24 protein-coding genes are annotated in these 26,995 nt (G+C 66.3%); 10 read left to right on the plus strand and 14 right to left on the minus strand.

Annotation, left to right across the window (positions count from 1 at the left end; all coding sequences use genetic code 11):
• Positions 1-223 precede the first annotated feature (223 nt).
• The 4 genes from ACSFBC_RS23435 to ACSFBC_RS23450 form a co-directional block, all read right to left on the minus strand.
• Complete coding sequence (locus ACSFBC_RS23435; RefSeq protein ID WP_435512734.1) at positions 224-1,225, minus strand: FecR family protein; 1,002 nt, start codon at positions 1,223-1,225, stop codon at positions 224-226.
• A 75-nt stretch (positions 1,226-1,300) separates the two neighbouring features.
• Entirely contained in the window at positions 1,301-1,816 is a 516-nt protein-coding gene (locus ACSFBC_RS23440) for an RNA polymerase sigma factor (RefSeq protein ID WP_435512735.1), read from the minus strand.
• Positions 1,813-2,532, minus strand: a complete 720-nt coding sequence (locus ACSFBC_RS23445; RefSeq protein WP_435512736.1) for a TonB C-terminal domain-containing protein — start codon at positions 2,530-2,532, stop codon at positions 1,813-1,815. Before ACSFBC_RS23445 ends, ACSFBC_RS23440 begins: the two co-directional genes overlap by 4 nt.
• 217 nt (positions 2,533-2,749) lie before the next feature.
• The gene (locus ACSFBC_RS23450) at positions 2,750-2,977 is read right to left on the minus strand and encodes a DUF3363 domain-containing protein (protein WP_435512962.1); all 228 of its coding nucleotides are present in this window, start codon (positions 2,975-2,977) and stop codon (positions 2,750-2,752) included.
• Positions 2,978-3,434: 457 nt separating this feature from the next.
• On the opposite strand from ACSFBC_RS23450, the gene ACSFBC_RS23455 reads away from it, so the two are divergent.
• Positions 3,435-4,238 carry a substrate-binding domain-containing protein gene (locus ACSFBC_RS23455; RefSeq protein ID WP_435512737.1) on the plus strand — a complete coding sequence of 268 codons (804 nt, stop codon included), beginning with the start codon at positions 3,435-3,437 and terminating at the stop codon, positions 4,236-4,238.
• A gap of 179 nt (positions 4,239-4,417) precedes the next feature.
• Here the strand turns inward: ACSFBC_RS23455 and ACSFBC_RS23460 are convergent, their stop codons facing one another.
• Genes ACSFBC_RS23460 through ACSFBC_RS23470 form a run of 3 tightly spaced genes read right to left on the minus strand, consistent with a single transcriptional unit; the run spans position 4,418 to position 8,674 of the window.
• Positions 4,418-6,100 (minus strand): long-chain-fatty-acid--CoA ligase, encoded by a 1,683-nt coding sequence (locus tag ACSFBC_RS23460; protein WP_435512738.1) that lies wholly within the window; start codon positions 6,098-6,100, stop codon positions 4,418-4,420.
• Between the two features lie 34 nt (positions 6,101-6,134).
• Complete coding sequence (locus ACSFBC_RS23465; protein WP_435512739.1) at positions 6,135-6,575, minus strand: nuclear transport factor 2 family protein; 441 nt, start codon at positions 6,573-6,575, stop codon at positions 6,135-6,137.
• Between the two features lie 32 nt (positions 6,576-6,607).
• The gene (locus ACSFBC_RS23470) at positions 6,608-8,674 is read right to left on the minus strand and encodes a 2,4-dienoyl-CoA reductase FMN-binding domain-containing protein (RefSeq protein ID WP_435512740.1); all 2,067 of its coding nucleotides are present in this window, start codon (positions 8,672-8,674) and stop codon (positions 6,608-6,610) included.
• A gap of 142 nt (positions 8,675-8,816) precedes the next feature.
• Here ACSFBC_RS23470 and ACSFBC_RS23475 point away from each other — a divergent pair, with 142 nt between their 5' ends.
• Positions 8,817-9,386 (plus strand): PadR family transcriptional regulator, encoded by a 570-nt coding sequence (locus tag ACSFBC_RS23475; protein WP_435512741.1) that lies wholly within the window; start codon positions 8,817-8,819, stop codon positions 9,384-9,386.
• 148 nt (positions 9,387-9,534) lie between these two features.
• Here ACSFBC_RS23475 and ACSFBC_RS23480 read toward each other — a convergent pair whose 3' ends face one another.
• Complete coding sequence (locus ACSFBC_RS23480) at positions 9,535-10,236, minus strand: TetR/AcrR family transcriptional regulator (protein WP_435512742.1); 702 nt, start codon at positions 10,234-10,236, stop codon at positions 9,535-9,537.
• Between the two features lie 196 nt (positions 10,237-10,432).
• Between ACSFBC_RS23480 and ACSFBC_RS23485 the strand changes: the two genes are divergently transcribed.
• The gene (locus ACSFBC_RS23485; RefSeq protein WP_435512743.1) at positions 10,433-12,490 is read left to right on the plus strand and encodes a carboxylesterase/lipase family protein; all 2,058 of its coding nucleotides are present in this window, start codon (positions 10,433-10,435) and stop codon (positions 12,488-12,490) included.
• A gap of 528 nt (positions 12,491-13,018) precedes the next feature.
• Here ACSFBC_RS23485 and ACSFBC_RS23490 read toward each other — a convergent pair.
• The 5 genes from ACSFBC_RS23490 to ACSFBC_RS23510 all read right to left on the minus strand — a co-directional run bounded on the left by ACSFBC_RS23490 (position 13,019) and on the right by ACSFBC_RS23510 (position 18,380).
• Positions 13,019-14,014 (minus strand): Bug family tripartite tricarboxylate transporter substrate binding protein, encoded by a 996-nt coding sequence (locus ACSFBC_RS23490; RefSeq protein WP_435512744.1) that lies wholly within the window; start codon positions 14,012-14,014, stop codon positions 13,019-13,021.
• 41 nt (positions 14,015-14,055) lie between these two features.
• On the minus strand, positions 14,056-15,303 hold the full coding sequence (locus ACSFBC_RS23495) for an acyl-CoA dehydrogenase family protein (RefSeq protein ID WP_435512745.1): 1,248 nt from the start codon (positions 15,301-15,303) through the stop codon (positions 14,056-14,058).
• Positions 15,304-15,316: 13 nt separating this feature from the next.
• Complete coding sequence (locus ACSFBC_RS23500; protein ID WP_435512746.1) at positions 15,317-16,888, minus strand: AMP-binding protein; 1,572 nt, start codon at positions 16,886-16,888, stop codon at positions 15,317-15,319.
• 132 nt (positions 16,889-17,020) lie between these two features.
• Entirely contained in the window at positions 17,021-18,046 is a 1,026-nt protein-coding gene (locus ACSFBC_RS23505) for a LysR family transcriptional regulator (RefSeq protein ID WP_435512747.1), read from the minus strand.
• A gap of 130 nt (positions 18,047-18,176) precedes the next feature.
• A complete protein-coding gene (locus tag ACSFBC_RS23510; protein WP_435512748.1) occupies positions 18,177-18,380 on the minus strand; it encodes a hypothetical protein in 204 nt (67 codons plus the stop codon).
• Positions 18,381-18,421: 41 nt separating this feature from the next.
• Between ACSFBC_RS23510 and ACSFBC_RS23515 the strand changes: the two genes are divergently transcribed.
• From ACSFBC_RS23515 to ACSFBC_RS23525, 3 genes are all read left to right on the plus strand, one after another.
• Positions 18,422-18,979: an alkyl sulfatase C-terminal domain-containing protein gene (locus ACSFBC_RS23515; protein WP_435512749.1), complete on the plus strand. Its 558-nt coding sequence runs from the start codon at positions 18,422-18,424 to the stop codon at positions 18,977-18,979.
• Positions 18,980-19,208: 229 nt separating this feature from the next.
• The gene (locus ACSFBC_RS23520) at positions 19,209-20,771 is read left to right on the plus strand and encodes an ATPase domain-containing protein (RefSeq protein ID WP_435512750.1); all 1,563 of its coding nucleotides are present in this window, start codon (positions 19,209-19,211) and stop codon (positions 20,769-20,771) included.
• The gene (locus ACSFBC_RS23525; protein ID WP_435512751.1) at positions 20,768-22,033 is read left to right on the plus strand and encodes a sensor histidine kinase; all 1,266 of its coding nucleotides are present in this window, start codon (positions 20,768-20,770) and stop codon (positions 22,031-22,033) included. Before ACSFBC_RS23520 ends, ACSFBC_RS23525 begins: the two co-directional genes overlap by 4 nt.
• Before the next feature lie 215 nt (positions 22,034-22,248).
• Here the strand turns inward: ACSFBC_RS23525 and ACSFBC_RS23530 are convergent, their stop codons facing one another.
• Positions 22,249-22,902: a TetR/AcrR family transcriptional regulator gene (locus ACSFBC_RS23530; RefSeq protein WP_435512752.1), complete on the minus strand. Its 654-nt coding sequence runs from the start codon at positions 22,900-22,902 to the stop codon at positions 22,249-22,251.
• Positions 22,903-23,054: 152 nt separating this feature from the next.
• On the opposite strand from ACSFBC_RS23530, the gene ACSFBC_RS23535 reads away from it, so the two are divergent.
• The 4 genes from ACSFBC_RS23535 to ACSFBC_RS23550 are packed head-to-tail and all read left to right on the plus strand — an operon-like array spanning position 23,055 to position 26,994.
• A complete protein-coding gene (locus tag ACSFBC_RS23535) occupies positions 23,055-23,906 on the plus strand; it encodes a uracil-DNA glycosylase family protein (protein WP_435512753.1) in 852 nt (283 codons plus the stop codon).
• 8 nt (positions 23,907-23,914) lie between these two features.
• On the plus strand, positions 23,915-25,540 hold the full coding sequence (locus tag ACSFBC_RS23540; protein WP_435512754.1) for a GMC family oxidoreductase: 1,626 nt from the start codon (positions 23,915-23,917) through the stop codon (positions 25,538-25,540).
• 31 nt (positions 25,541-25,571) lie between these two features.
• The gene (locus tag ACSFBC_RS23545) at positions 25,572-25,892 is read left to right on the plus strand and encodes an NIPSNAP family protein (RefSeq protein WP_435512755.1); all 321 of its coding nucleotides are present in this window, start codon (positions 25,572-25,574) and stop codon (positions 25,890-25,892) included.
• Positions 25,893-25,941: 49 nt separating this feature from the next.
• Positions 25,942-26,994 (plus strand): BMP family ABC transporter substrate-binding protein, encoded by a 1,053-nt coding sequence (locus ACSFBC_RS23550; RefSeq protein ID WP_435512756.1) that lies wholly within the window; start codon positions 25,942-25,944, stop codon positions 26,992-26,994.
• The last annotated feature ends 1 nt before the right edge of the window (position 26,995 follow it).

Below are 26,995 nucleotides of genomic sequence, written 5' to 3' on the forward strand. Positions count from 1 at the left end.
CGTATGCAGCTTGTGTTGCTGGGAACGTCTGGCACGGCGGACCCGTCCGCGCACCAAAACACCCCATCAATAGATACACGTGCGACGCCGCGAAGTTGTGCAGCTTTTTTTCGCACTCAGGCGAGGCGGTGAATCTCAAACCGCCTGATAAAAAGCGCGTGCTGAATGCACACTGCGGCCCTGGCCTTGTCACAAAACAGACAGTGCTGGCCTTTGCCCTCGATCAGCTCAGCAGGAGGACACCGCCGACGAGGGACCGGGCCTTCAGATCGAACGCATAGCGCAACTGCTCAATCGCCTGATCGAGCGCGGTGATGCGGAAGTGGCCGCTAACAGGCCGGCCACCGGCAGTGTCGTTGAGCAGCACCACACGGCCCGCGCGATAGCGGTTGATTTCATCGACAACCTCGGCCAGACGGGCGTGGCGGAAGATCAGCATGCCCCGGCGCCAGGCCGATGCCTGCTCAGGGTCCACCTCGACGATACCGCCCGCAGTTCGGGCGTCATAGAACAGTTGCTGGCGGGCCTGCAGTCTTCGCGCACCCGACGGATGCGCCACTTGCACTGCACCGGCCAGACAGGTCACGCAGACCTTGTCGCCGACGTAGCGCACCTCGAAGCTTCCCGCGTCGGCCACATTGCGGCCGACACCCGCCACAACGGCAAATGGACGGCCGCCCCCCCGCAAGTCGATGGCCGCCTCACCGGCCAGAAGGTCCATGCCGCCCAGGTGTCCGTCCACCATGTCGCGGCGCACGCTGGTGCGTGTGTTGAGCGTCACTTCCACGCCCGAAGCCAAGGCTAGCGTGCGCTGCTCGCCGGTGGCCGTGCGGTCGTCAGCACCCCATTCGGAAGCACCCGGCCACAACCCGAGGGGTGGATGAACGACCGCGACGCCTGCCACAGCCGCAGAGACCGCCGCCATGCCCAGAAAGCCCCGGCGCGAGCGCACCAGGTTGCGCTGCCCGCGCACATAGTTGGCGACCAGGCCGGGCTGGGCTCCGGCGACCAAGCCAGCGGAGGGCTTGAGCGTGTCCCACAGGGCCTTGGCCTCACGGTAGGCGGCTTGGTGCGCCGGGCTTTCTTGGACCCACTGGCGGAATCGCTGCACATCCTCCTCGCTGGCGTCGTGCGATGTCAGCAACCGCAGCCAGTCCCAGGCACGCCGCGCCAGCGCGTCGTGGCCCAGGGCCTCGTCGCCGGAGATCGACGCAGGCGTTTTCATCGGAGAGCGCGGCACCGCAGTGCGCCAAGGAAGTCCATATTGTTATACACGTGTGACACAGCGCCATTGCGCATCTTATTTTTCGCGCGCATGGAAAAAAGCCGTCAGCCGCTCGTGCGCGCGCTGCAGTTCGGTTTCAACGGTGCGCCGGGAAATGTCCAACCGATCGGCCACCTCCTGACGCGTCATGTCCTCCCAATGCACCATCACGAAAATGGCGCGGCGCCGCTCGGGCATGCGCTCGACGAGTTGCGCGACGACGTTCAGATCGAAGCGCGCCTGTGCTTGCTCTGCCGGACCCGGGCCCGGGTCCGCCATTTCCTCCAGCACGGCGTCGATGTCCTCGCCCGACACCGTGTGGCGCTGCTTGCGCTGCATGTCCACGGCGATGTTCGTCGCCACCCGCATCAGGTAAGCGCCGGGGTGATCGCGCGCGGGGAGTTCTTTTGCACCCTGTAGCCGCACCCACGTGTCGTGCAGCGCGTCACTGGCCAGGTCGGCGTTGCCCAGCCGACGAGTCAGCATCAGCTTCAGGCTCGTGTAGCGCTTCGACAGGTAGTCCAGCAAGCTGGGTGAAGCGCCGTCGGTCATGACACACCGGCCGCCTGCGCGCGGCACGGAGGGGGGTCCCCGACTGCCGCCGGCAGCAAGGTGACGGTATAGGACACGGATGCAACCGCGGTCGGTGGAGGCGCACCCACCCGTATCCGATGCAAGGCCGCCAGCAGCGCCGCGTCGCGGCGGCGCTCGCCGGTCGATTCGATCAGCGCGGCATGGTTGACCTGTCCCGCCGCACCGATCTGGACCTCGACCAGCGCTCGGTAAGAGCCTGGCGCGGTCAGCGGCTCGCTGCAGAGGGCCCGTAGCACGCCGGCTTGCACCCGCGCGGGATAGCCGTCCAGCTCGCGGCCAATGGGCATCGGATCCGTGGCGTCGGCGGACAGATTGGGCGTCGCAGCGCGCCGGATCCGGAATACGTCACCGTGCGCGGTCGACATCTTCTCTGCAACCAGTCCCGTGCCTTGCAGCAGACGCTGCAAGCCGTCATCAGGAGAGTGGCGACCGCGCAGCGGAGCAGAGCGCAGGCCGATGGCCAACTCGCTGGGAAACAGCGCCGGCGTGCCGGACGCTTCACCATATTGAAACAGCGCTGTCTCCAACGGCTGCGCCGGGATGTCGAATTCAATCAGCGGCGAAGTCGCGAAAACGGCCCCAGTTGCCTGATCAGAGACGCCGCCCGCCGCCCATGACGAGGCGATCACCGCCCAAGAGATGCCGAGGACCCATGCAGCCCGCGAGCGGGTCAAGCCGTCGGTGTGCGAGCGCACCCTGACCAGCCCCGGCACCCTGTATTACCGCGAGCGTCGTCAAGCCCGCAGCAAGACTGCGGGAAGCGTGACAGGGGGACGTATCGAGTCGGCAAATTTACGCACCATTTTTGAGATTCCCATGCTGGCATCCCAATGTGACGGCCTTGCTACAGGAGTCGATTCTCTTGCTCCCACCGAAGGCGGAAGGTTGCGGTCATCTTCCTATGCCCCTCTGCCTTCCCAGGTCCCAGGACACGCCGCCACCGCGCATCACCGCCGATATCGTCTGACCGAGCCGGGGCTCGATCACAGGTCTCCACGGCACCAGACTGAATCCCATGCCGTCGTCCAACATCGCAAAGCGCCCGCTGGCGAGCTGGATGGAGCGCTGATAGATGCCACTGACGCATCGTGCATGGCGAACGCAGTTCCGGCGTCGGATCCGAGGCCCTTGCCCTCCTGCGGGTACAGCGGCAGGTGGTCAGCGTACTTGGCCAGCTGACCTTGAAGGTGATGGCGCCGCAGCGCAGTTCGATGGCAGTGGCGCGCGCCGCCATCGGTGCTTGCGCGGCCAAGGGCGCCGCGACGAACTCGAGGGTGGGGCTTGGCGTAGCGGCTTGCGACTTCTCAGTCGCCCGACGCCACTTGTGCACAAAGTTGGCGTTCAGGCCGTGAGCCATCCCGATGCTGGCAACGCAGGCCTGCGGCTGGGCGCACCTGAGCAAGAACCTGTGCCGTTGGCGATGCGCGCGACCAGGCGTTTCGCGTCCGGGAGGAACCGCCGCTTTGTCGATTCTTCCATGAAGCGCGGCGCACCCAGGGTTACCCTTAATTCCCTGCCGGCCGTTTGACAGCTTGCCTGGCTACGATGCCTCCAGCCCTAAAAGCCAGGAGACGCCATGACTTCCATTTTTTCGATCACCCGCCGCGCTGCATTGCTCACCAGCGCGCTTGCGCTCGCAGGCTGCAGCGGCCTGACGAGCAAGCCGGCCGGCAAGGACATCCACGTGATGACGTCGGGGGGATTCACGGCTGCGTACAACAACCTTCGCCCGGACTTCGAGAAGCTATCGGGCCACATGGTGAAGACCGCCTATGGCGCCTCCATGGGCAACGCCGCCGACTCGATTCCCAGCCGCCTTGGACGCGGCGAGCCTGCGGACGTCGTGATCTTGGCGCGGTCGGCGTTGGACGCGCTGGTGAAAGACGGCAAGGTCGTGGCCAGCAGCCAGGTCGACCTAGTGCGCTCTTCGATTGGATTCGCCGTGAAGCGCGGTGCGCCCCGGCCCGACATCTCGACGACCGAGGCACTCAAGCGAACCCTGCTCGCTGCGCCGTCCATTGCCTATTCGGCCAGTGCGAGCGGCACCTACTACGAGACTGAACTCCTGAAGAATCTGGGCATCGAGGCCCAGGTCAAACCGAAGAGCCGGCGCATCCTGAGCGAGCGCGTCGGCACCGTGGTCGCGCGGGGCGATGCGGCGTTAGGCCTGCAACAGGTGAGCGAGCTATTGCCGATCGAAGGCATCGACTACATCGGCCCGCTGCCGGCGGAAGTGCAGCGCGTGACAGTGTTCTCCGCGGGCGTCGCGACCGGCTCGAAACAGCCCGCGGCTGCCGCAGAACTCATTCGCTATCTGTCCTCGCCGGCCGCCGCGCCCGCCATCGCCAAAACCGGACTGGAGCCACTGACTGCGAAATGAGCCGAACCGGTGGCGCTGCGCCTGTCGACGATGAACCGAGAATGGGCGTTCAGTAGGCCAGAAGTGCGTCCCACCGCCATCTGCGCCAGCTCCGGAGCCGGTCCCACCGAAACGTCACCGCCCGTCCCGGGATCGCAGCCCGGTCCGGCCTGCCTGTGAAGGCAGGACCCCGGCGCAGGTCAGCCCACCTCGCGCAGCGAGGCCCTGAGGATCTTGCCCACCGACGACTTGGGAAGTTGCTCGCGGAAAACGATCTGCCGCGGCACCTTGTAGGCCGTGAGGTGGGTGCGGCAATGGCGCTCCACGTCCTCGGGCGTGAGCGCGGGGTTGCGCAGCACGACGAAGGCGCGCACGGCCTCGCCGGTGCCGGCGTCCTGCACGCCGATGACAGCGGCCTCGGCGATGTCGGGGTGGGCGGCCAACACGTCCTCCACTTCGTTGGGGTAGACGTTGAAGCCGGACACGAGAATCATGTCCTTCTTGCGGTCCACGATGCGGATGTAGCCCCCCTCTTCCAACTGCGCGATGTCGCCCGTGTGCAACCAGCCATCTTTCATCGCGCTGGCGCTCTCCTCGGGTGCATGCAGGTAGCCGGCCACGACTTGCGGGCCCTGCACCAGCAGCTCGCCACGCTCGCCCTGCGGCAGGTCACGCCCCTGGTCATCGACCACACGCACCCGGCAGCCTGGCATGGGCACCCCCACGGTGCCCAGGCGCGGCGTAGCTGAGGGCGGGTTGCACGAGACGATGCACGAGGTCTCGGTCATGCCATAGCCCTCCAGGATGGGGCAGACCAGCGCCTGCCAGGCCTGCGCGGTCGATGTGCGCAGGGCCGTGCCGCCCGAGAAGGCGTAGCGCAGCCTGGGTGGCTTGGCCTGGAACCAGGGCTCGGCCAGCAGGCCGGCGAACAGCGTGTCCACCCCGGCGGTCCACTGCACGTCGAACTGATCGAAGGTCTTTCGCAGGTTGGAAATGGGGCGCGGATTGGGCACCAGCAGGTTGCGCGCACCGACCTGAAAGAACACCAGGAAGTTCACCATGAAGGCGAACACGTGATACATGGGCAGCACGGTGAGCATTGTCTCTCCGCGCTGGGGGCCATCGTAGGCATCAAGAAAATCGCGGGTGATGCGCAAGGTGGCCAGGATGTTGCCGTGCGTGATCACCGCACCCTTGCTTCGCCCGGTTGTACCGCCCGTGTACTGGTACAGCGCCACGGGGTGGCTGCGCCGCTCGGCGGGTGTCAGCGCCTGCCCGCGCACCAGCGCATCGGCCATGCGCAGCAGCGGCGCTGCATCCGGGTCGGCAGGCCCGGCCATCTTGGCGCGGATGGCCGATGCCACGGGTTCCTCGAAGAAGTCCCACAAACTGGCCGTGAGCACCGGTACGCCCAGGACCTCGGCCACGGGCCCCGCCACCGGCAGGAACATGTCGCACACCAACAGCAGGCGGGCGCCGCTGTCTTCGAGCTGCAGGCGCAGCTCGCGCCCGGTGTACAGCGGGTTCACATTGGTCACGATGAGCCCAGCCTTCCACGCGCCGAACACTGCGATGGGGTAGTGCAGGCAGTTGGGCATCTGCAGCGCCAGCACATCGCCCGCCTGTAGCCCCTGCTCGCGCAACAGCCAGGCGGCAAAGGCGTCCGACAGGGCATCGATCTCGCGGAAGCTGCGCGCCACGTTCGCGCCGCTGGGCAGCACGAAGGTGAACGCGGGTTGGTCCCCGTGGTCGGCCGCGGCCTGCGTGACGAGGTGCGCGGCGTTGGCGGGCAGCGCCGCCAGGTCCAGTCGGTAGTGGCGCAAGGCCTCGGGGTACGCGCCCTCCCAGGGCATGGGCATTGGGAATGCGGTGGTGGCAGTCATTCGCGTTGTCTCCTTTTTTCTAGGTGCGGACGCTTCAAGCCTTGGCTTTGAACGCCGGCAGTTTGTCGCCCAGCCGGGCGCCCATTTCGGCACCCAGAGCCTGCAGGCCGCTCAGGGGGCGCACCATGACTTCGAACTCGGTGATCTGCCCTTGCTCGTTGAAGCGCACCAGGTCGATCCCCTTGAGCTGCTTGTCGCCCACGCGGGCGCTGAACTCCAGCACGATGTTCAGGCCGTCGTCGGTAGCCAGCTGGCGGTGGTAGGTGAAGTCCTCGAACACCTGGATCACGGTGGACAGGGCCAACATCAGCGCCGGGGCCGAGGTGTAGGCTGTGTTCGCCATGGGCGAGCGGAACACCGCCTCTGGGTGCACGATGCTCAGCAGGTTCGACAGGTCGCGGCTGGCCACCATGTGGTGCCAGGTGTCGAGCGAGCGGGCGACGGCGGGGTGGATGGTCTTGGGGGCTTCGGTCATGGAATGTCTCCTTGGGATGGGTCGAGAATCGATCAGATGCGGGCAGCGAGCGTCGTGCCCTGCAGGATGGCGCGCTTGGCGTCGAGCTCGGCGGCCACGTCGGCACCGCCGATGAGGTGGGCGCTCTGACCCGCGGCCAGCAGCGCGTCGTACAGCTCGCGCAGCGGGTCCTGGCCGGCGCAGACCACGATGTGGTCCACATCGAGCACTTGCGGCTGGCCGTCGATGCGGATGTGCAGGCCGGCGTCGTCCACGCGGTCGTAGGCCACGCCCGAGCTCATGCCCACATTGCGCGCCTTGAGCGAGGTGCGGTGTATCCAGCCCGTGGTCTTGCCCAATTGGTCGCCCACCTTGCTGCTCTTGCGCTGCAGCAGGTGCACTTGGCGCGCGGGGGCCTGCACCTGCGCGGCGCGCAGCCCGCCGGCGTGGGCATAGCCGGTGTCGATGCCCCATTCGTCGTTGAACTTGCCAGGCGCCAGGGCGCCGCTCTCGCCTTCGTGCGTAAGGAACTCGCCCACGTCGAAGCCGATGCCGCCCGCGCCAATCACGGCCACGCGCTGGCCCACGGGCTTCCTGTCGCGCAGGACATCAAGGTAGCTCAGCACCTTGGGGTGGGTGATGCCCTCGATGCCCGGCGTGCGCGGCTGGATGCCCGTTGCCACCACCACCTCGTCGAAGCCCTGGCCCGCCAGGTCGCTCGCTTCCGCCCGCGTGTTCAGGTGCACGTCCACGCCATGCAGTTCCAGCTGGCGACGGTAGTAGCGCAGGGTCTCGTAGAACTCTTCCTTGCCCGGCACCTGCTTGGCGATGTTGAGCTGGCCGCCGATCTCGCTGCCCGCATCGAACAGCACCACCGCATGGCCGCGCTGCGCAGCGGTGACGGCAAAGCTCAGCCCCGCCGGGCCGGCGCCGACGACGGCGATGCGCTTCTTGGCAACGGCCGGGGCGATGACCAGTTCTGTCTCGTGGCAAGCACGGGGGTTGACCAGGCAGCTCGTGATCTTGCCGCCGAAGGTGTGGTCCAGGCAGGCCTGGTTGCAGGCGATGCAAGTGTTGATCTCGTCGGCCCGACCCTGGCGTGCCTTGCGCACGAAGTCGGCATCGGCCAGCAGCGGCCGCGCCATGGAGACCATGTCGGCGCAACCCTCGGCCAGCAGGCGCTCGGCCACTTCGGGGGTGTTGATGCGGTTGGAGGTGATGAGAGGTATGCCCACCTGCCCCATCATTTGCTTTGTCACCCAGGCGTAGGCCGCGCGCGGCACCTTGGTGGCAATGGTGGGGATGCGCGCCTCGTGCCAGCCGATGCCGGTGTTCAAGATGGTGGCACCCGCCGCCTCGATGGCCTGGGCCAGCTGTATCACCTCGGCCAATGTGGAGCCGCCCTCCACCAGGTCGAGCATGGACAGGCGGTAGATGATGATGAAGTCCGGCCCCACGCGCTCGCGCGTGCGCCGCACGATCTCAACCGGAAAGCGCATGCGGTTGGTATAGCTCCCGCCCCATGCGTCGTCGCGCTGATTGCTGCGCGCGGCGATGAACTCGTTGATCAGGTAGCCCTCGGAGCCCATGACCTCCACCCCGTCGTAGCCCGCATGCAGGGCCAGCGCGGCGCAGCGCGCGAAGTCTTCGATGGTCTGCTCCACCTCGTCGGCCGTGAGCGCATGCGGCACATGGGGATTGATGGGCGCGCGCAGCGCGCTTGGTGCCACCAGGTCGCGGTGGTAGGCATAGCGGCCGAAGTGCAGGATCTGCATGGCGATCTTGCCGCCTTCAGCATGCACGGCCTGCGTCACCCTGCGGTGCTGTTCCGCTTCATGTTCGTTGACCAGCATGGCCCCGCCCTGCATGGGCCGGCCGTGCTCGTTGGGCGCAATGCCGCCCGTGACGATGAGCCCCACCTCGCCGCGCGCCCGCTCGGCATAGAAGGCGGCCATGCGCTCGAAACCGTTGGCCACTTCTTCCAGCCCCACGTGCATGGAGCCCATGAGCACGCGGTTCTTCAGAGTGATGAAGCCCAAGTCCAGCGGGGCGTGCAAGTGCGGGTAGGGACTTCCGCTGCCAGCCAGCGGCGCCGCAGCGTGTTTGAGGACAGCACTCATCGGGGTCTCCTTTTTGTTTATGCAACCAGTTGCATAAATATAGCCAGCATCCCGCTTTTATGCAACTGGCGCATAAGCAATGGAGTGCGTCCCGATTCAGGCAAGATGGCGAATTCCGCCTTCGCTCTTCGCCTCCTTTCCGATGTCCCTGCCGCACGCCCTTCTCACTGCCCTGGTAGAGCACCCTTGCTCGGGTTCGGAGCTTGCCGAGCGCTTCGACAAATCCATCGGCTACTTCTGGCACGCCACGCACCAGCAGATCTACCGCGAGCTGGCGCGGCTGGAGGAAGCAGGCTGGATAGAGGCCCTGCCTGCCGAGACGGGCCGCGGCCGCAAGCGCCAGTTCCGACTGCTGTCTGCGGGCCGCAAGGAACTGCGCCGCTGGATCGCCGAGCAGCAGGACCCCACGCCGCTGCGCGACGAACTCATGGTGCGCCTCCGCGCCGAGGCCGCCGTTGGCCCCACGGGCCTGGAAAAGGGAATCGCCCGCTTGCAGGCCATGCACCAGGACAAGCTGGCCGTCTACAAGCGCATCGAGCAGCGCGACTTCACTGGCAAGGAGCCGAGCCGCGAGCGCCGCCTGCAGCACTTGGTGCTCAGGGCAGGCATCCTGCAGGAAGAGCTGTCGCTGGAGATCGTGAGAGAGGCGCTAGAGATACTCGGCAAACCGCGCCAGACGCCTCGTGACCAGAGGTCATCCGCGACGCCATGACCAGCCTCTGTATTACCGTCAGCTTTGCCGCCAAACCGTTCCGCTGGTCGGCCATGGCCACCGATAGCCTTCGTGACGTAAATCGTTTTAAATCAATGGCTTACGAAGAATTTTCGATTGCTGACGATAGTCCCCGGAGGACCTGATTTCACCCCCGGTGCGCAGGCAGCGGGGACGGATGCCGGATGCCGGCCTCCAGGTAGTCCATGAACAGGGTGCGTTCCTGCACTTCGTTGCCGCGCCGGCCGATACTCAGCGGCCCGAACGGTGAGCGCATCGCGTAGCTGCGGTAGGAGATGCCGTAGTACAGCGAGTTCATGGTCAGCAGCAGGCGGAACTTCAGATGCTCCGTCTCGAGATCGGGCATCAGGGCGCCCAGCCGCTCCAGCGTGAGCGTGAGCAGGTCGCGGTGCAGGTCGGCCGAGATGCGCTGGCCCTCTTCGCCGAAGTCCCAACCCAGGCGGCCGATGAAGCACACGGCGTCGCGCCCCAGCCCGGGCTCGGCCAGCATGTCGATCATGGGGCCGAAGGCCGCCTCCAGCACCTCGCGCACGCCGTGGTTACGTGCGCTCGACGCGTTCAACGCGTTCAGGTGCTCCAGGCACCTCGGTTCGAGGATGCGCTTGAGCATCTGCGCCACTTCGCGCACCACGCTCTCGCGATTGCCGAAGTGGTAGTGCAGGGCCGACAGGTTGCTGGCGCCCGCCGCCGCCACGATGCGCCGCAGCGAAACGGCATTCATGCCTTCGCGCGCGAACAGACGCATTGCTTCCAGCAGCAAACGCTCCCGCGTGCCGGTGCAGGCGACATCGCGGCGGGTGTCCTGAGCGGGCGTCAGAGGCTTGGGCATGGCGTCGCGATTGTGACGAGCATGGCGGGTCATCCCTAATTCAAGTGAATTAATTCAGTGGAATTATGGCCGCTGTGAAAAGGGGGCGCCATGCAGCCGCACGTTGCTGCGCGATGTGCGGCCTTGGGCGCCGCCGTTTGGGCGATGGCGGCACCGCCGGCCGCGCCCGCAGACATCCGATTTCAAGGAGACAAACATGACGAGAGATAGGAAGAACCTCGATGCGCGCGCATCGAAGCGATGGTGGTTGCCGGCCCTCGCGGGCAGCGCACTCGTACTGGGCTGCGGTGGCGGAAGCGGTGGCGGCGGCTTCGCTTCCGTGCCGCCGCCCGCGCCCGACACGCAGCCGCGGCTGTCGGGCACCTTCGCCGGCGGGCCGGTTACTGGGCTCAACTACAGCGGCTCGGTGTCCGGAGCGCGCACCACCGATGCCGAGGGGCGCTTCCAGTACGCGTCCGGCGAGACCGTGAGCTTCTCCATCGGCGCACTCGCGCTGGGTTCGGCCACAGGCGCCGAGTCCCTGTCACCGCTGAGCCTCAGCGAAGGCGCTGCGTCGCCCGCCGATCCGCAGGTGAGCAACAAGCTGGTGCTGCTGCAGACCCTGGACGCCGATGGCGACCTGAACAACGGCATCCAGATCACGGACCCGATCCGTGACACCGTCTCGAAGCACGCACCTTCTATCCATTTCAAACAGCCCTCGGCCGCCTTCCGCACCAGCCTCGCGCCGGTGCTGGCTGAACTGGAGAAAGCCGACGCCTTCTCCGACCTGGACCCGCGCCCCCGCACGGCGCGCACGGCTGCGGCGGCGCAGGAGCAGTTCGCGCGCGCGACCAGCGTGCGCCACGTAGTGAGCACCACGGGCGGCGCGCTACGCGGCTTCGAGGCCACGCCGACCACCTGGCAGTACCTGGGCATTCCGTATGCGCAGCCGCCGGTCGGTGATCTGCGCTGGCGTGCACCGCAGGCCGCCCAGCCCTGGCGCGGTGTGCGCGAGGCCACGGCCTGGTCCAACCAGGCCGCGCAGAACCCGACGATGGAGCCGCTGGGCGAAGGCGGCATGAGCGAAGACTCGCTGTACCTGAACGTGACGGCGCCCAAGAACGCGTCGAAGCTGCCGGTGATGGTCTGGTTCCACGGCGGCTCCTTCGCCATCCTCACCAGCAATTCCAAGCAGTACAACAACCCGGCCAGCCTGCCCGCCAGGGACGTGGTACTGGTCACGGTCAACCACCGGCTTGGCCCCTTCGGCTACTTGGCGCACCCGCTGCTCAGTGCGGAGAGCGGCCACGGCGGCTCGGGCAACTACGGACAGATGGATCTCGTAGCGGCGCTGCAGTGGGTGAAGTCCAACATCGCGGCGTTCGGGGGCGACGCCGACAACGTGACGATCTTCGGCCAGTCGGGCGGGGGTGGGAAGGTCTATTCGCTGATGAATTCGCCGGATGCGAAGGGCCTGTTCCACAAAGCCATCGTGCAAAGCGGCGCCAGCGAGGTGGCCACCGAAGGAACGCCCGCATCCTCCCTGACCGGCGGCGAAGCGATCGGCAAGGCGGTGTTCGCGCGCGTGGGCGCCACCAGCCTGGAGCAGGCGCGTGCCCTGCCATGGACCGCATTCACCCAGGCCGACTTGGACGCCGGCATCCCGCGCGAGACCTACCGGCCCAATGTGGACTACCGCTACCTGGTCAAGACCTATGGCCAGAACATGACGGACGGCATGCCCAGCGACGTGCCCCTGATGGTGGGCGCGACCTCGGGCGACTACCCCTCGCTGCGCGCCGCGCTGCCGGTCTTCATGACGCAGCGCACGCCCACCTACCGGTCGCCGCAGTACGTCTACAAGTTCAGCCGCGTGCCCGCCGGCTGGACGCGGCTCGGACTGCTCAGCGGACACAGTGGCGAGCTGCCCTACCTGTTCGGCTACCCGCGCGGCATGGCAACCAACTACAGCATGGGCCTGACGCTCACGCCCGACGGCAAGAAGCCGCCGATCGGCGACCTCAACGGCAACGGCGTGAGCGGCAGCGCCGGCGATGAGGCCGACGTCCTGGCCGCGATGGAATGGGGACCGGCCGACACTGCGATCTCGGAACAGACGATGACTTTCTGGACCGACTTCGCCAAGCATGGGCGGCCCGGCACGGCCGCGCTGGACTGGCCTGCCTACACGGTGTCGGGGGACGCATTCATGGAGATCGGTCCGGAAGCGACCTCTTCGGTGCGAACCGGGCTGGCGAAAGCGTTCCCGTGAGTCTGACGGCCACTGCCAAGGCGTCGTGCGAGGACATCGGGTCGACGCTGGCACCCAGCGCCAGCGTCAACGCGGTGCTCATACAGGAACGAAGCTTCACCGCAGTGCGACCTTCTACCCTGTCCTCTTCCGCGCGACCAGGCGCCTCAAGACTCGGGAGATGTGTTCAGGCTGGATGGCCGCCGCCGGAGGCCCGGCGAGATCGGGAAAGGCCTTCAACACATGGTTGCTGAACATGTTCTCCGCGTCAGCGGCGCTCTCGGTTTCCCCTGCGCCCTGAGCGATTGGATGTAGGCAGCCAACACTGAGGACGGGCGCACTCAGAGCAGACATGCCCAGCGTGCAATCATCCGTCGCGAACTCCCTGCCCCGCTCCTTGATCTGGGCAGGGAAGCCTCCAGCGCAGCTGAATCAACGACGCTCCTGGCGTGGTGCTCCAGCGGGGCACTGAGGACGTTCGCTCTTTCATTCGCCGGGCACGGCGGCAACGTTGAACGACGATTTCGCGAGAGGCCCAACGCGACCTTGCTAAAGCGGCGAGATCCTGGCGCTCTTCATCATCTGCCTCGTCAACTCGACTTCATGCCGGATCACCTGCAGATAGCTGTCGGGTGTCGACGGCGAAACTTGGCTGCCCAGTTCAGTCAACGATGCGACCACATGGGGGTCTTTCAGCATTTGGCTGAAGACCTCGTAAAGACGCGCCGCAATCGGGTCGGGCGTGCCCGCGGGCAGCGAGAGCCCGCCCCACGATGTGAGCTCCACACCCTTCAGCCCTTGTTCGCCCAGCGTGGGCACGTCGGGCAGGCTGGCGTTGCGCTGGGTACCGGCGACACCCAGCGCCTTGAGCTTGCCGGCCTTCACCTGCGGGTAGGCCACCCCGAAGATCGGCATGCCGAAGCTCACCTGGCTGCCAAGCACCGCGTTGACCAGTTCCGATGCGCCCTTGTACGGCACGTGCGTCGCGCTGATGCCCGCGGCATTCAGGAAAAGTTCGATGCCGAGGTGCGAGGGCGTGCCCACGCCGCCCGAGGCGTAATCGAGTTTGCCGGGGTTGGCACGCGCCCTGGCAATGAGTTCTTGCAGTGACTCGATGCCCGACGCGGGGTTGACGACCAGCAGCACGTCCGACGTGGTAAGCCGCATGACGTGGCGGAAGTCCTTCATCACGTCGTAGCCGGGGCTGCGGTACATCAGCACGTTCGCGGCCATGGGCGCGGCTGAATAGATCCAGGTGTAGCCATCGGGCGTGGCGCGGGCCACTTGACGCGCACCGATGTTGCCGGCGGCGCCGCCCTTGTTCTCGATGATGATCGGCTGGCCCAGCACCCCGCCCGCCGCCTCGGCGAGGATGCGTGCGCCGGTGTCGGGGCCCGTGCCGGCGAGGTAGGGCACCACCCACTTGATGGGACGGCTCGGCCACGGGTCGGCGGACCGTGCGGTGCTCGCGAGCGGCAGCAGCGCGGATGCCGCGAGCGCGCGGCACAGCGCGCGGCGCGAAACGTCAATGAGGTCGTGGTTCATTTTGCTTGTCTCCGAATGGTTCTTTTGCTTTGTCCTGCACCCTAAGGCGCCTCGCCGAGCAATTCGCGCGCAATGATGTTCTTCTGTATTTCACTGGTGCCAGTGAGCACGCGGTACATGCGCAGCATGCGGAACAGGAACTCCACGCGCCGGCCCTGCACGATGCCCTCGCCGCCGTGAATCTGTACTGCCGCATCGGCGACGCGGAAGGCCGCTTCCGAGCAGAACAGCTTTGCCATGGACGCATCGGCGCGTGCGTCCCCCCCCGCGTCCAGTTGGCGCGCGGTCGAGATCATCAGGGCGCGTGCGGCGGCCAATTGCGTGGCCATTTCCGCCAACGAATGCTGGATGGCCTGGAACTCCGCGATCGGCCGGCCGAACTGGCGGCGCGTGCGCGCGTAGTCGCGCGCGTCCTTCAGCGCGACAGTGGCGAGGCCCACCATGCCGGGACAATGCAGCAGCCGGTTGACGGTGATGCGGCCCAGCGCCAACGCCAGGCCGCGGCCCCGCTCGCCGATGAGGTTGGCAACCGGCACACGGCAGTCGGTCAGCAGGATGTCGCCTGTGGTCGACTGGCCAGCCATCGTCTTGTAGCCAGCCTTCACTTCCACGCCGCTCTGGCGCAGGTCGACGAAGAAAGCCGATATCTCACGGCGCTCGGGGCTGTCGGAGGTGGAGGCCATCAGCACCGCATAGTCCGCAAAGGGCGATCCCGAGATGAAGCGCTTGCGCCCGTTGATGACGTAGGTATCGCCTTCGAGGCGCGCCTGCGTCTGCAGCGCGCCGGGGTCGGAACCGGCCTCGGTCTCGGTGAGCGCGAAGCAGATGGCCTTCTCGGCCTGCGCCACCGGCACGATGAAGTTCGCGAGCTGCATCGGCGTGGCGTGGCGCGCCAGCGCCCCCACGCGCGGCGGGCCGCTGAGTTCGCCGAAGACATGCGGCGCCAGCGGCGAGCCGCTCGCATAGATCGACTCCTTGATCAGCACGTGGTCGAGCAGCGAGAGCCCGAGACCGCCCATGCTTGTGGGCAGCGTCATGCCGTAGAAGCCCAGCTCGTGCGAGCGGCGCCACACGCGCTGCAGCGTGGGCCTGTCGGCGCCGTGTTCGTGGTCGATGCCTTCCTCGCGCACCAGCGCGGCCAGCTCGCCGTGCAGAAAATCGCCGATCCGCGCGATCAGTTCTGCCGCGCGTTCCGATCCTTCGAAGGGGCCGTCGAACAGCGGCGAGCGCACGCTGGAAGGCGCCGCGGCCTCGGCCGCAGGTACCGATGAATTGGATGGTGTGTTCATGGGGTGCAGCTCCTCAGTTCACGCGGCGGTCGAGGCCGGCCCAATACGGCGACTGGATGACCTTGCGCGCAATCTTTCCGTTGGCGTTCTTCTGCAGCACGTCGACGAACTCGATGCGACGCGGCCGCTTGAAACCCGCGAGCCGTTCGGCGCAGAAGGCATCGAGCGCCGAGGCGTCCACGGCCGTGCCGGGCTTCAGCACGATGTGCGCAGCCACGGCCTCGCCCCATTTGTCGTCGGGCACGCTGAACACGCACGCTTCATCGACCGCGGCATGCTGGTACAGCACCGCCTCCACCTCCGAGGGGTAGACGTTGAAGCCTCCGCTGATCACCATGTCCTTCTTCCGGTCGACGATGTAGATGTAGCCCTCGTCGTCGGCGCGCGCCAGGTCGCCCGTGTGGTATCGACCGTCCTGGAGCACCTCGGCCGTGAGTTCTGGCGCGCGCCAGTAGCCCGCGAAGATGTCGGCACCGCCCACCACGATCTCGCCGATTTCGCCGATGGCCACCGGCTGGCCTGCCTCATCGACGATGTCCACCTGCGACTCGAGAAAAGGCCGGCCGCACGACGCCAGCCGTTCGGGCATGGCGGCCCGCGCGAACAGATGGTCTTCCACGCTCAAGCCGCATACGCCCGAGGTCGTCTCGCCCGCGCCATAGCCTTGCGAGAGCACGGGGCCGAACACGTCCATCGCCTGCATGATGCGTGCGGGCGCCATCGGCGCGGCGCCGTAGCCCAGACGCCGCAGGTCGGGCAGCGGGCGGTAGCGGCCCTGCACCTCGGCCAGCAGCATGTTGATCATGGTCGGCACCATGAAGGTGTGGGTCACGCGTTCGCGCTTCATCTCGGCGATGAAGCGGCCAGGGTCGAAGCCGCTGAAAAGGCGGATCGTGGCGCCGCTGCACAGCGCCGGCACCAGCTGCATGCCCGACGCATGCGTGATCGGGCCGACCAGCCCCAGCAGGTCGCCGGGCTGCAGATTGTCGGCGCGCATCAGGAACTTGCGCAGCTGCGCGAGCCGGTTGCCGAAGGTCTGCATCGCGGCCTTGAGCACGCCGCTGGAGCCCGAGGTGTAGTGCAGCACCGCCAGCTCATCGGCGCGAACCCGCGCCGGTGTGAAGCGGTCGCTGGCGCGCGAAAGTCTGCCTTCGTACGACGCCGGCAGATCCTCCGCGGCGTCGAGCAACAGCAGGCGCGGCGCGGCGCCCGTGAGATGCGACAGGAAGCCCTCTGCGCGTTCGGCGGTGGTGACGATCAGTGCCGCCTCACTGTTCGCGATGACCTCGGCGACCTCGATCGGTGCGAGCCGCGCGTTGATCGGCGCCTTCACCAGCGCGGCCTTGTAGCAGGCCAGCTCGAGCTCGACGATCTCGATGCAGTTGGGCAGGTACACGCCCACGCGGTCGCCGCGCTGCAGGCCGAGGCCGCACAGCGCGTTGGCCAGGCGATTGGAGCGTCGCTCGAGCTCGTCGTAGGTCACCGAGCGCTGCGCGCTGGTGACGGCAAGCCGCTTCGCGTGGAGGCGGGCGGCGCGGGATGCGAGTTCGCCGACGTTGGCGATCTCGGGGGCTGTGTTTTGCAAGTTGTCTCCTGGAAGCCTGTGCCACGGCACGGGGTGAAGACGACTTTGGCAGCGGAAGGCGCGCAACAACAAATACGGATTGCTGATGCGCGGCCATCAAAAAGGTTGATGGCCTTTTGCAGGCGTCCGGCGCTATGCCTTGGCAGCCGTGCCTGGCGCACGCCGTTTGCCGAGCAGGAACTCCGCCTCCCACCGGCCCGACGCAATCATGCGGCGCGTCTCGTCGACCAGCGCCTCCATCACCGCCCGAGTCGCCGGGTCGGGCGCGCGCGCCGACGGGGTCGCAAGGAAGTAGGTGCGCGCCAGGTCGGGCTGCACCACCCGCGCCACCAGCCACTGCTTGCCGCCCGGCGGCGCATCGCCCACGGCGCAGGCGGGCGAGAAGGTGAAGCCCGCGCCGGCCAGGTACAACGATCGGATCACGCGCGCCGAGTCGTGCTCGTGCGCGATGTTGAGCTCCAGCCCAAGGTCGATTGCCGTGCGCTCGACCTGCGCACGAATGCTGAAGCGGCGCGACTGCAGCACCAGCGGCAGCCCGGCCGCGCGGGCGAACGGCAGTTCGGGGCGCTGCACCGCAGCGGCCTTGCTTTTCATCGCTTTCTTGTCGGTGGGCGGCATTGTCATGGCTGCCACTTCGCCGTCGGCGTCGTGACCGCAAACGAACATCGCCTCGCGCGCGAGCGGCTTCACGTCGAGGCCGTTGACATATTCGGTGTCGACCAGCACGCCGATGTCCGCGCGCCGCTCGACCATGGCCTTGCGCACCATCAGGCTCAGGTCGTCGATGACGAACACGCGGATGCGCGGGTTCGACTGCTTCAGCCGTGCCAGCACCGGCCCGAGCAGCAGCGAGGCCAGCAGGAACGGCACCGCCACCGTGACCGAGCCCTCGAGACCGTCGGGCACACGCTGAAGGCGCTCGCGCATCGCGCTGGCATCCGACAGCAGCTTTCGCGCGTCCTGGTAGAGCTGCAGTCCGGCCGCCGTGGGCGTGACGCCGACGTGCGAGCGTTCGAAGAGCTGGGTGCCGAGTTCGACCTCGAGCTTCTTGATCTGCGCCGTGAGCGCGGGTTGAGCCACGTACAGCGCACCCGCGGCGCGCGAAAGGCTGCCTGCCTCCAGGACGGCGATGAAATAGCGCAGCGATCGGAGTTCCATTGGCCCGAGATTCTCTACCCACGCGGCGCCTGCTTCTGAAATTCCCCCTCGCACCTTGTTACCGGAGCGAAAGACGAGCTGCCCATGCGCATCCCGTTCGCCGGAGACGCCACGCACTCACGCGTTGCACTCAGCCCGCTTTCCGGCTCGCCGGTACCGGGCTCATCAACTCGCTGACCAACTGCGCATAGGCGGTAGCTGCCGGCGAAAGCGTGCGTCCTGCGAGGGTCACGAGGCTGTAGTGCGTCTGCATGCGCGCAAGGCCCGCCACGGGCAGGGGCACCAGCGCGCCAGTTTCGTGGCCCGGCACGGGTGTCAGCGGTGCCAGGATCACGGCGTGCGCGCGAAGATTTCAAGAGCGGGCAGTTCCGCTGGGTGGCCAGCGCCATGAGCCAGGTTGTGTACGCCGGCCCTTCGAACCGCGCGGCGCGCGAGCTGGGTGCCGATGCGCTGGAGCAACTGGGTTACCAGGCCGAAGCCGGCACCTGGCGAAGCGCCTACCTGGTGGGGGCAATGGAACTGCGCAACGGTGTGCGGAAGATCCCGGCCAGCAGCAGCGCCAACGCGGACACGCTGAAAGCCGTGAGCAACGACCTGTTCTTCGACTTCCTCGGCGTGCGACTCGGTGCGACCAAGGCAGAGGGAAAGAAGATGGTATTCAACTGGAACTTCACCGATTCGAGCCAGCAGTTCGTGCTAACCCTGGAGAACTCCGCGCTGACGCACATCGCTGGTCAGCAGCCCGATGCCGACGCCACGATCACGCTGAGCCGTGCCACGCTGGATGCGGTGACATTGAAGGAAACCAGCTTTCCTTCGGCGGTATTGACGGGCAAGGTGAAGATCGACGGTGACCGTGCGAAGTTGGCGGAGCTGATGTCGATGCTGGACACCTTTGAACCGATGTTTCCCGTGGTGGAGCCGCGAAAGTGAAGTGTCCCGCGCTGCGCGGCACCACGACCTCGCAACCCGTGAAGTTGTGCAAGACGATGGAAAACGGGAGACACTGATCGGAGGATACAAATCCAGGCATGGACAGGCAGCAAGCTAAACAAGCTTTTTTAAGATCGGGTCCAGGGCGAGCAGGCACCTCCTGCTCCCGAGAGGATGTGCCTGCGGGGTAAAGTCCGACTTGCCATGACAACGATTTAAAGGACGAATGATGCAAGACCCCGTGCGCACCGGGATTCCAGGGTTGGACGAGGTGTTTGTCGGAGGCGTTCGACGGAACAACAACATCCTGGTCGAAGGCGCGCCCGGCGCGGGGAAGACCACCCTGGGACTGGCTTTCATTCACGCCGGGGCCGCCCTCTACGATGAACCTGGGGTGATCGTCTCTTTCGAGCTCGATTCCGAGAAATTGTTGCGAGACGCCAATGGGTTCAACTGGGATCTGCAACGGCTCATTGACGAGCGCAAGGTCAAGATCATCCAGACTTCGCCGGCCGTTCTGCTCAATGAGTTTCGCTCCTCCGATGGCGCTTTCACGGCGGAGCTGGCCTCCATCGGTGCGCGCAGGTTGATGATCGACGGCCTGACGCCACTTCGCCTCTATGCCGAGGCCAACGACAAGCCGTTTCGCGAGGATGTTCACTTGCTTGTCGAAGGGCTCGCCCGGCTCGGCGTCACGACACTTGTCACTGCGGAACGGGCGGAAACGAAGTTCGAGGCGCATGCGCACGAGCGATTCGTCTTCGATACCATCATCTCGCTGACCCGCAGCGAAGTGCGTCGACGCGTCCACAGGACCCTGGCGGTCGTCAAGTCGCGTGGCCAAGATTTCATCAGCGGGAGCCATTCGATGCGCATCGAGGCCGGCGCCGGCATCCACGTGTATCGGCGTGCCCAGTCGCGCCCCAAGGTCGACGAGGACCAACCCACGTCGACTGAACGCGTGTCCGTGGGATGCACTGCGCTGGACGTGATGATGGCCGGAGGGCTTTACGAGGGCTCAATTTCCATGGTGACCGGCATCTCCGGTAGTGGCAAAACGGTTCTGGGCGTGCAGTTTCTCACCTCGGCCGTGTTGGCCGGGCGGCGGGCGCTGCTGGTGACCCTGGATGAGCATCCACGCCAACTGATCCGAAACGCGGCGACCCTGGGCTTCGACCTGGAGGGCCTCGTGCGGCAGGGCTCGCTCTTCATCCACTACGAATCGCCCCTGGAACTGGAGCTGGACGTGCACTTCGACCGCGTGACGAAGCTGGTGGAGAAGGAAGGCATCGACTGCATCGTCTTCGACTCGGTGGCCGTCTACGAGATGGCGAGTCCCGACCAGGCCTCCGATTTTCTCTATGCGCTGGCTGATTTCGTCAAGGGTCGACTTGCGACCGCGTTCTTCAACTACGAGAGTCCCGAGCTGCTGGGTGTCTCGCAGATCAGCCAGGAGCTCAAAGGCTCGCACCTGGTCGACAACATCATTCTGCTGAGTTATGTGGAAATTTCCACGCGCCTGCGCCGCGCGATCGCAGTGCCGAAGGTGCGCGGGAGCAAGAACATCCAGACGACGCGCGAGTACGTGATCGGCGCGGGCGGCATCTCCTTGCTCGACGAATCGGTGGTCGAGGGGGAGGAGACTGCACCCGTGCCGCAGCTGCCCTTCTCTTCCTACTATGGGCTGCTGGCGCGCTCGCCGTCGCGCAAGAGCCCGGTGATCGAGGACGCTGTCGCGCACGGCAAGGCGCTGCCGGATTCCCCGGAGTTGCCTCCCGAGACGACCAAGTGAATGCCAGCGCCGACGCCCAGAGCCCCGAGAGCCGTCCAACGGGGTTGGACTGGGAAGGCTGGCGTCGTGCCTTGGCGCGTTTCGCCGCAGCAACCGAACTTTGCGTCTGCGCCTACGACCTGGACTGCGAAAGACAGGCCGGGCCATTTGCCTTCTCGAAGGTCGCGCGGCTGCTGGCGACGGCAGGTGTCTGGAACGAGGGCCGCCTCGGCGACAGGATCGAGCGAGACCTCGCTGCGCGGGTCCTCGAAACGGGTGCACCCGGGAACGCCAGCGTAGGCGACGAGCTGCGCCTGCAGGCCGTCCCGTTGTTGATCGGCGGCCAGGTGCGTGGCGTGATCATCTACGGATGGGCGTTCCCCACCTTCGGGACGCCGCTGGGATGCGAGCGCATCGCGCGTCAGCTCGGTATAGAAGGCGCACGACTTTGGGCGGAGGTGCGACTGGAGTCACCCGTTCCCGAGTCGCGCATGACGGTTTACACCGAACTGCTCGAGACCATGATCGAGTCCACGGTCCGCCATGCCGAGGCGGTCGAGCGCCTTCAGGAGCTCAGTCGGCTGCGTGAGGTGTTTCTTGCCAGCGTGTCGCACGAGCTTCGAACGCCGCTGTCCGTGCTCGGAACGCGGATAGAGATCTTGCTTCGTGGTGCACTCGCGGACCCGGCGGTCATCAGGGCCTCTCTGCTCAACATGAAGCACCACGTGAATACCGAAGCGCGGCTGGTCGAGGATCTCATCGAGGCAGCGCGAACTCGCACCGGCCAGTTGCGCGTCGACATGCACCCTGCGTCGCTTCGCGACATCCTCAAGGCAGCGGTCTCCGCCGTGGTGCCGCATGCCGAGGCCAAGCAGATTTCCGTCGTGATTCCAGAACTGGAAGAACTCGGCCAGCTGCCACTCATTGCCGACGCGCATCGTCTGCAGCAGGTGTTCTGGAATCTTCTGTCCAACGCAGTCAAGTTCACTCCGGCGTCCGGGCGCATCGAAATGCGGTTGCAACGCGACGCGCATGCGTACACCGTTTCGGTGGCGGATACGGGCAGCGGCATTGAAGAGGCGCTGCTTCCTCATGTTTTCACACCGTTCACGAAGCAGCTCAAGGCAAATGCTCAAGGACTGGGCCTGGGCCTGTCCATCGCCCGCCATATCGTCGAGCAGCACGGGGGGACGATCCGGGTGGAAAGTGCCGGGAGTCAGGCCGGGGCGACCTTCCATGTCACGCTCCCTGCGAATGTGTCGCCCGCAGACGATGCAGCGTAGCAGTGCCATGCGCATTCCGGGGCTGGCCTGAATAACCTGGCCAGGTGGATTCCTCAGCAAGACGCTGGGCGGCATGTCCCTACAACGGTCGCCATACCGCGATGACGGTAGACCTTGGGCTTTTGCGTCTGCACAGACAGTCGAGAGAGTTCTTCGACTGACGACCCAAATGCCTGCTCGGGAGCGGTGCCTTCGCAGCGCGGCGAACCGCCGCGTCAGTCCGGCAGCACGCCCCCGAGCACCGTCGCGACGATGCTTTCGAGCGCCCTGTCGTAGTGCGCGGCGCTCATCTTCTTGACCTGCAGCACCGCGTTCACGATGGGTTCGTAGTCGGCGTAGAACTGGGTGGAGGCCCAGAGCAGGAACAGGAAGTGCTGCGGGTCGATCCTGCGGATCTTCTTGGCCGCCATCCAGGCCTCGAAGACCTCGATGCTGGCCGCCGTGCTCTTGGCAATGTGGGCCCGGTCGGCCGTCGACAGGAACGCGCCGCCGCGCACCACCTCGTTGGCGAACAGCCGCGCTTCGAGCGGGTTCTTGCGGCCCAGTTTCAGCTTGGCTTCGACATACGCACGCAATGCCACGGCGGGCTCGGTCTCGACCTTGAGGATCTGCAGCGCGCTGTCCCACTCTTCCAGCAGCGGCGCAAAGATGGCGCTGTAGAGCTCTTCCTTGGTGGCGAAGTAGTAGTAGACGTTGGCCTTGGGCAAGCCCGCGACGGTGGCGATCTCGGCGATGCGCGCGCCGTCGAAGCCCTTGGCGGCAAACACCTCGCTCGCCGCCTTGAGGATCTTTCGCTTGTTGCCCGCCCTGATCTCTCGGTCGGCGGTGGTTTCCGGCGTCGTGGATGGTGCAGGTCTGGTGTCGCGCATGAGCAGGGTGTCACTTTCTACCGGGAACAAATTCTAGGGGGCGCGCTGCGGGCAGCGGGAAATCACCTAGTCAAAAATTCTGACCAACTCGTCAGTTTCTTCTTTAGAATTTCCTGACGAACTGGTCAGCTTTTAGCGTTTAAATGTAACCCATGCCCCAAACCCTGCGCAGCGCCCTGCAAGAAACACTGACGAACTGGCAAGCCGACCTGCCCGATGCCTGGCGCGCCGCGCTGGGCGACGTGCAGCTCGACTTCGATGGCGTCGATGCGGCCCTGGACCTCGAAGCCTGGGAACCCATCTTCCCGGCGCGCAAGGGCCGGCGCCTGCCCGGCATGCCCGCCGGCGCGCACATGCTCAAGGCCTTCGACAGCGTGACGCCGTCGCGGGTGCGCTGCGTGGTGCTGGGGCAAGACCCGTATCCGTCGATCGACATCGCCACCGGGCGCGCCTTCGAGGTCGGCAACGTGGCCCAGTGGCGCGAGCTCGACAAGATGTTCACCAAGAGCATCCGCGCCTGGGTGCAGATGGTGGCCGAGGCGCGCACCGGCGACGCCCGCTATGGCGGCGCCTTCGCCCACTGGCCGCACACGCTGCAGGCCATCGAATCGGGTGCCCTGCCCTTCGAATCGCCCGGAACGCTGAGCGACCGCTGGAGCGACGGCGGCGTGCTGCTGCTCAACACCTCGTTCACGCTCAGCCGCTTCCAGGTCGGCATCGATCCGCACCAGTCGCACGGCCACCTGGTGCTGTGGAAGCCGTTGATCGATGCGGTGCTGAGCCACCTGCTGCAACGCGACGAGCCCCTGGTCTTCATGGGCTTCGGTGCCTCTGCTGCCGAGGCCCTGCAGTCGGCCGGCGTGGTCGAGGGACGCCGCCACAACGTCGCCTGCATCCTGCGCGAGCACCCGGCCAGCGCCGACGCCGTGCTGTCCCTGCCCAACCCCTTTGCCCTGTGCAACGCCTATCTCGCGGAGATGGGCGGCGCTCCCCTGAACTGGTGATTTCCTTCATGAACGACGCGAACGACTACGACTACATCATCGTGGGCGCGGGCTCCGCAGGCTGCGCCCTCGCCGCGCGGCTCAGCGCCCGCCCCGCCACGCGCGTGCTGCTGCTCGAAGCCGGTGGCAAGGACTCCAACCCGCTGTTCCGCCTGCCGATGCTGATGGGCAAGCTGTTCCAGTCGGGCATCTACAACTGGCACTTCCACACCGAGCCGGAGCCCAACCTCAATGGCCGCAAGCTCTACTGGCCGCGCGGCAAGGTGCTGGGCGGCACGTCGACCATCAACGGCATGATCTACGTGCGCGGCGGCAAACAGGACTACGACGGCTGGGCCGCCATGGGCAACCCCGGCTGGTCCTACAAGGACGTGCTGCCGGCCTTCAAGCGCTCCGAGGGTCACATCCAGCGCGAAGGCGTGTTCCACAACACGCAGGGCGAGCTGACGGTGTGCCGCGCACGCGGCTGGAACGCACTGCTCGACGTGTTCTGCGAAGCCGGCAAGCAGGCCGGCTACCCGCTGAACGACGACTTCAACGGGCCCACGCAACTGGGCTTCGGGCGCTACGACTTCACCATCAAGAAGGGCAAGCGCTGGTCCGCTTCCTTCGCCTTCCTGCGGCCGGCACTCAAACGCAGCAACCTCAAGGTGGTCACGCGCGCGCTGACCCACAAGGTCGTCATCGAGCAATCGAAGGCCGTGGGCGTGGCCTACGAAGTGAATGGCCAGATGCACATCGCGCGCGCCAACAAGGAAGTGATTCTGTGCGCCGGCGTGGTCGGCTCGCCGCACCTGCTGATGCTGTCGGGCATCGGGCCGGAGGCCGAGCTGGCGCAGCACGGCATTCCGGTGCGCAAGGCCCTGCCCGGCGTGGGCGGCAACCTGCAGGACCACGTCGATTGCGTCATGGCCTACGAATGCAAGCAGCCCGTGACGCTCTACAAGGACCTGCGCTTCGACAAGATCGCGTTCTCGGTGGTGCAGGGCATGCTGTTCGGCGAAGGCATCACCACGACCTTTCCTTACGAGGCCGGCGCCTTCATCAAGACATCGCCCGAATTGGACGACCCCGACGTGCAGCTGCACTTCATGCCGGCGCTGGAAAAAACCGCCAACCTGTATTTTCCGAACCCGTTCAAGAAGACCCGCATCGAAGCCAACCACGGCTTCACGCTGCGCGTGGGGCCGGTCAACCCCAACAGCAAGGGCCGCATCCGCCTGCGCTCGGGCCGACCGACCGACGCACCGCTGATCCAGCCCAACTACCTGGACACCGACTTCGACCGCAGGACCATGGTGAATGCGATCCGCGCGACGCGCCAGGTCATCGAGCAGCCGGCGTTCGACGCCTACCGTGGCAAGGAAATTGCGCCCGGCCCGGAGAAGCAAAGCGACGAAGACCTGATGGCCTGGCTGCGCGCCACCGCGATGACCACCTTCCACCCGGTGGGCACCTGCAAGATGGGCCACGACGACATGGCCGTGGTCGACCACCGGCTCAAGGTGCACGGCATCGCCAACCTGCGCGTGGCCGACGCCTCGATCATGCCGGTCATCTCGAGCGGCAACACCAACGCCCCGGCCATCATGATCGGCGAGAAGTGCGCCGAATTCATCCTGGCCGGCCAGTAAGCAGATTCACCGGAAAGAAACGAGCACTTTCATGATCATCGAACACCGCCTCTATACCTTCCGCCCCGGCACCATCGACGCATGGCGCGAGAAGTACGAACGCGAAGGCCTGCCGGTGCAAAAGCGCCACCTGAACCAATTCGTGGGCCTGTACGTTTCCGAGATCGGCCGGCTGCACACCACCGTGCTGATCTGGGCGTACGACAGCCTGGCCGACCGCGAGGCCCGCCGCGCCGCGATGTACGCCGACCCCGAGTGGCAGTCGTTCATCAAGAGCGTGTGGGCGCTCGACGCCATCCAGAGCCAGGACGTGATGATCATGAATCCCGCGCCCAGCTCGCCCACGCCCTGAACTCTTCTCTTCGCTTGTCCGTCCGTCCTTCAACTCCGGAGCTCACCGCATGACCACCCACGCCACCTCTCGCGCCGCCGCCCCACGCCGGCAGATCCTGAAAGCCGCAGCCGGCCTGGGCGGTGTCGCCATGGCCAGCGCCCTCTACCCGCTGATCGCGCACGCCAAGGGCGGGCTGATCGCGCTGGTGCACACGCAGGCCGCTGGCGATGCCAGCGCGGTCGACGCGATGATTGCGCGGCTCAAGCTGCTGGGCAAGGAAACGGGCATGCAGACCCGCGCCATCTACGCCAAGGACCCGTCGACCTACGAGACCATCTTCCGCACGCTGGGCGATGCCGGCGCGGCCGTGATCGTGTCGACCTTCAACGAGGTCACCGAGCCCTTCAAGGCGCTGGCGCCCAAGTACCCGAAGACGCAGTGGCTGCAGCTGTTCGGCGACGAGATGAAGCCGGCCATTGCGAACGTGACCACGGTGTCGTACGACTACTACCTGGGCACCTACCTGGCCGGCATCTTCGCGGGGCGCATGACGACCAGCGGCAAGATCGGCTTCATCGGCGGCATGTCGATCCCGCCGCTGAACGCGGACTTCAACGCCTTCAAGGCCGGCGTGCTGTCGGTGCACAAGAACGCCACCGTGACGGTCGCCTTCGCGGGCTCGTTCCAGGACCCGGTGAAGGGCCGCGAGATCGCCACGCAGATGTACAACAGCGGCATCGACTTCATCCAGACCGATGCCGCCGCCACCGACGCGGGCATCATCGCGGCCGCCAACGACAAGCCCGGCCGCCTGGTGAGCTGCCTCGACCCGGCGCAGTATCCGCAAGGCCCCAAGTCGCTCGTTTCCATCGTCAGCCTGCACTTCGGCAAGTCGCTGTACGACGAGGCCTCGCGCATCATGAAGGCCGGCAAGGGCGGCTCGCACCTGCACACCGGCCTGGGCACTGGCGTGGTGGCGCTCGAACTGTCGCCGCTGTTCCAGAAGGAAGGCGACAAGGCGGTCGCGGCCAAGGCCGAGGCGACCATGGCCGAGATCCGCACCGCGCAGGCGGCCATCCTCGGCGGCACCCTCAAGGTGCCGTTCAACACCGTTCTTTGAT

Source organism: Variovorax frigidus (assembly GCF_051216515.1).
Lineage (GTDB): Bacteria > Pseudomonadota > Gammaproteobacteria > Burkholderiales > Burkholderiaceae_C > Variovorax.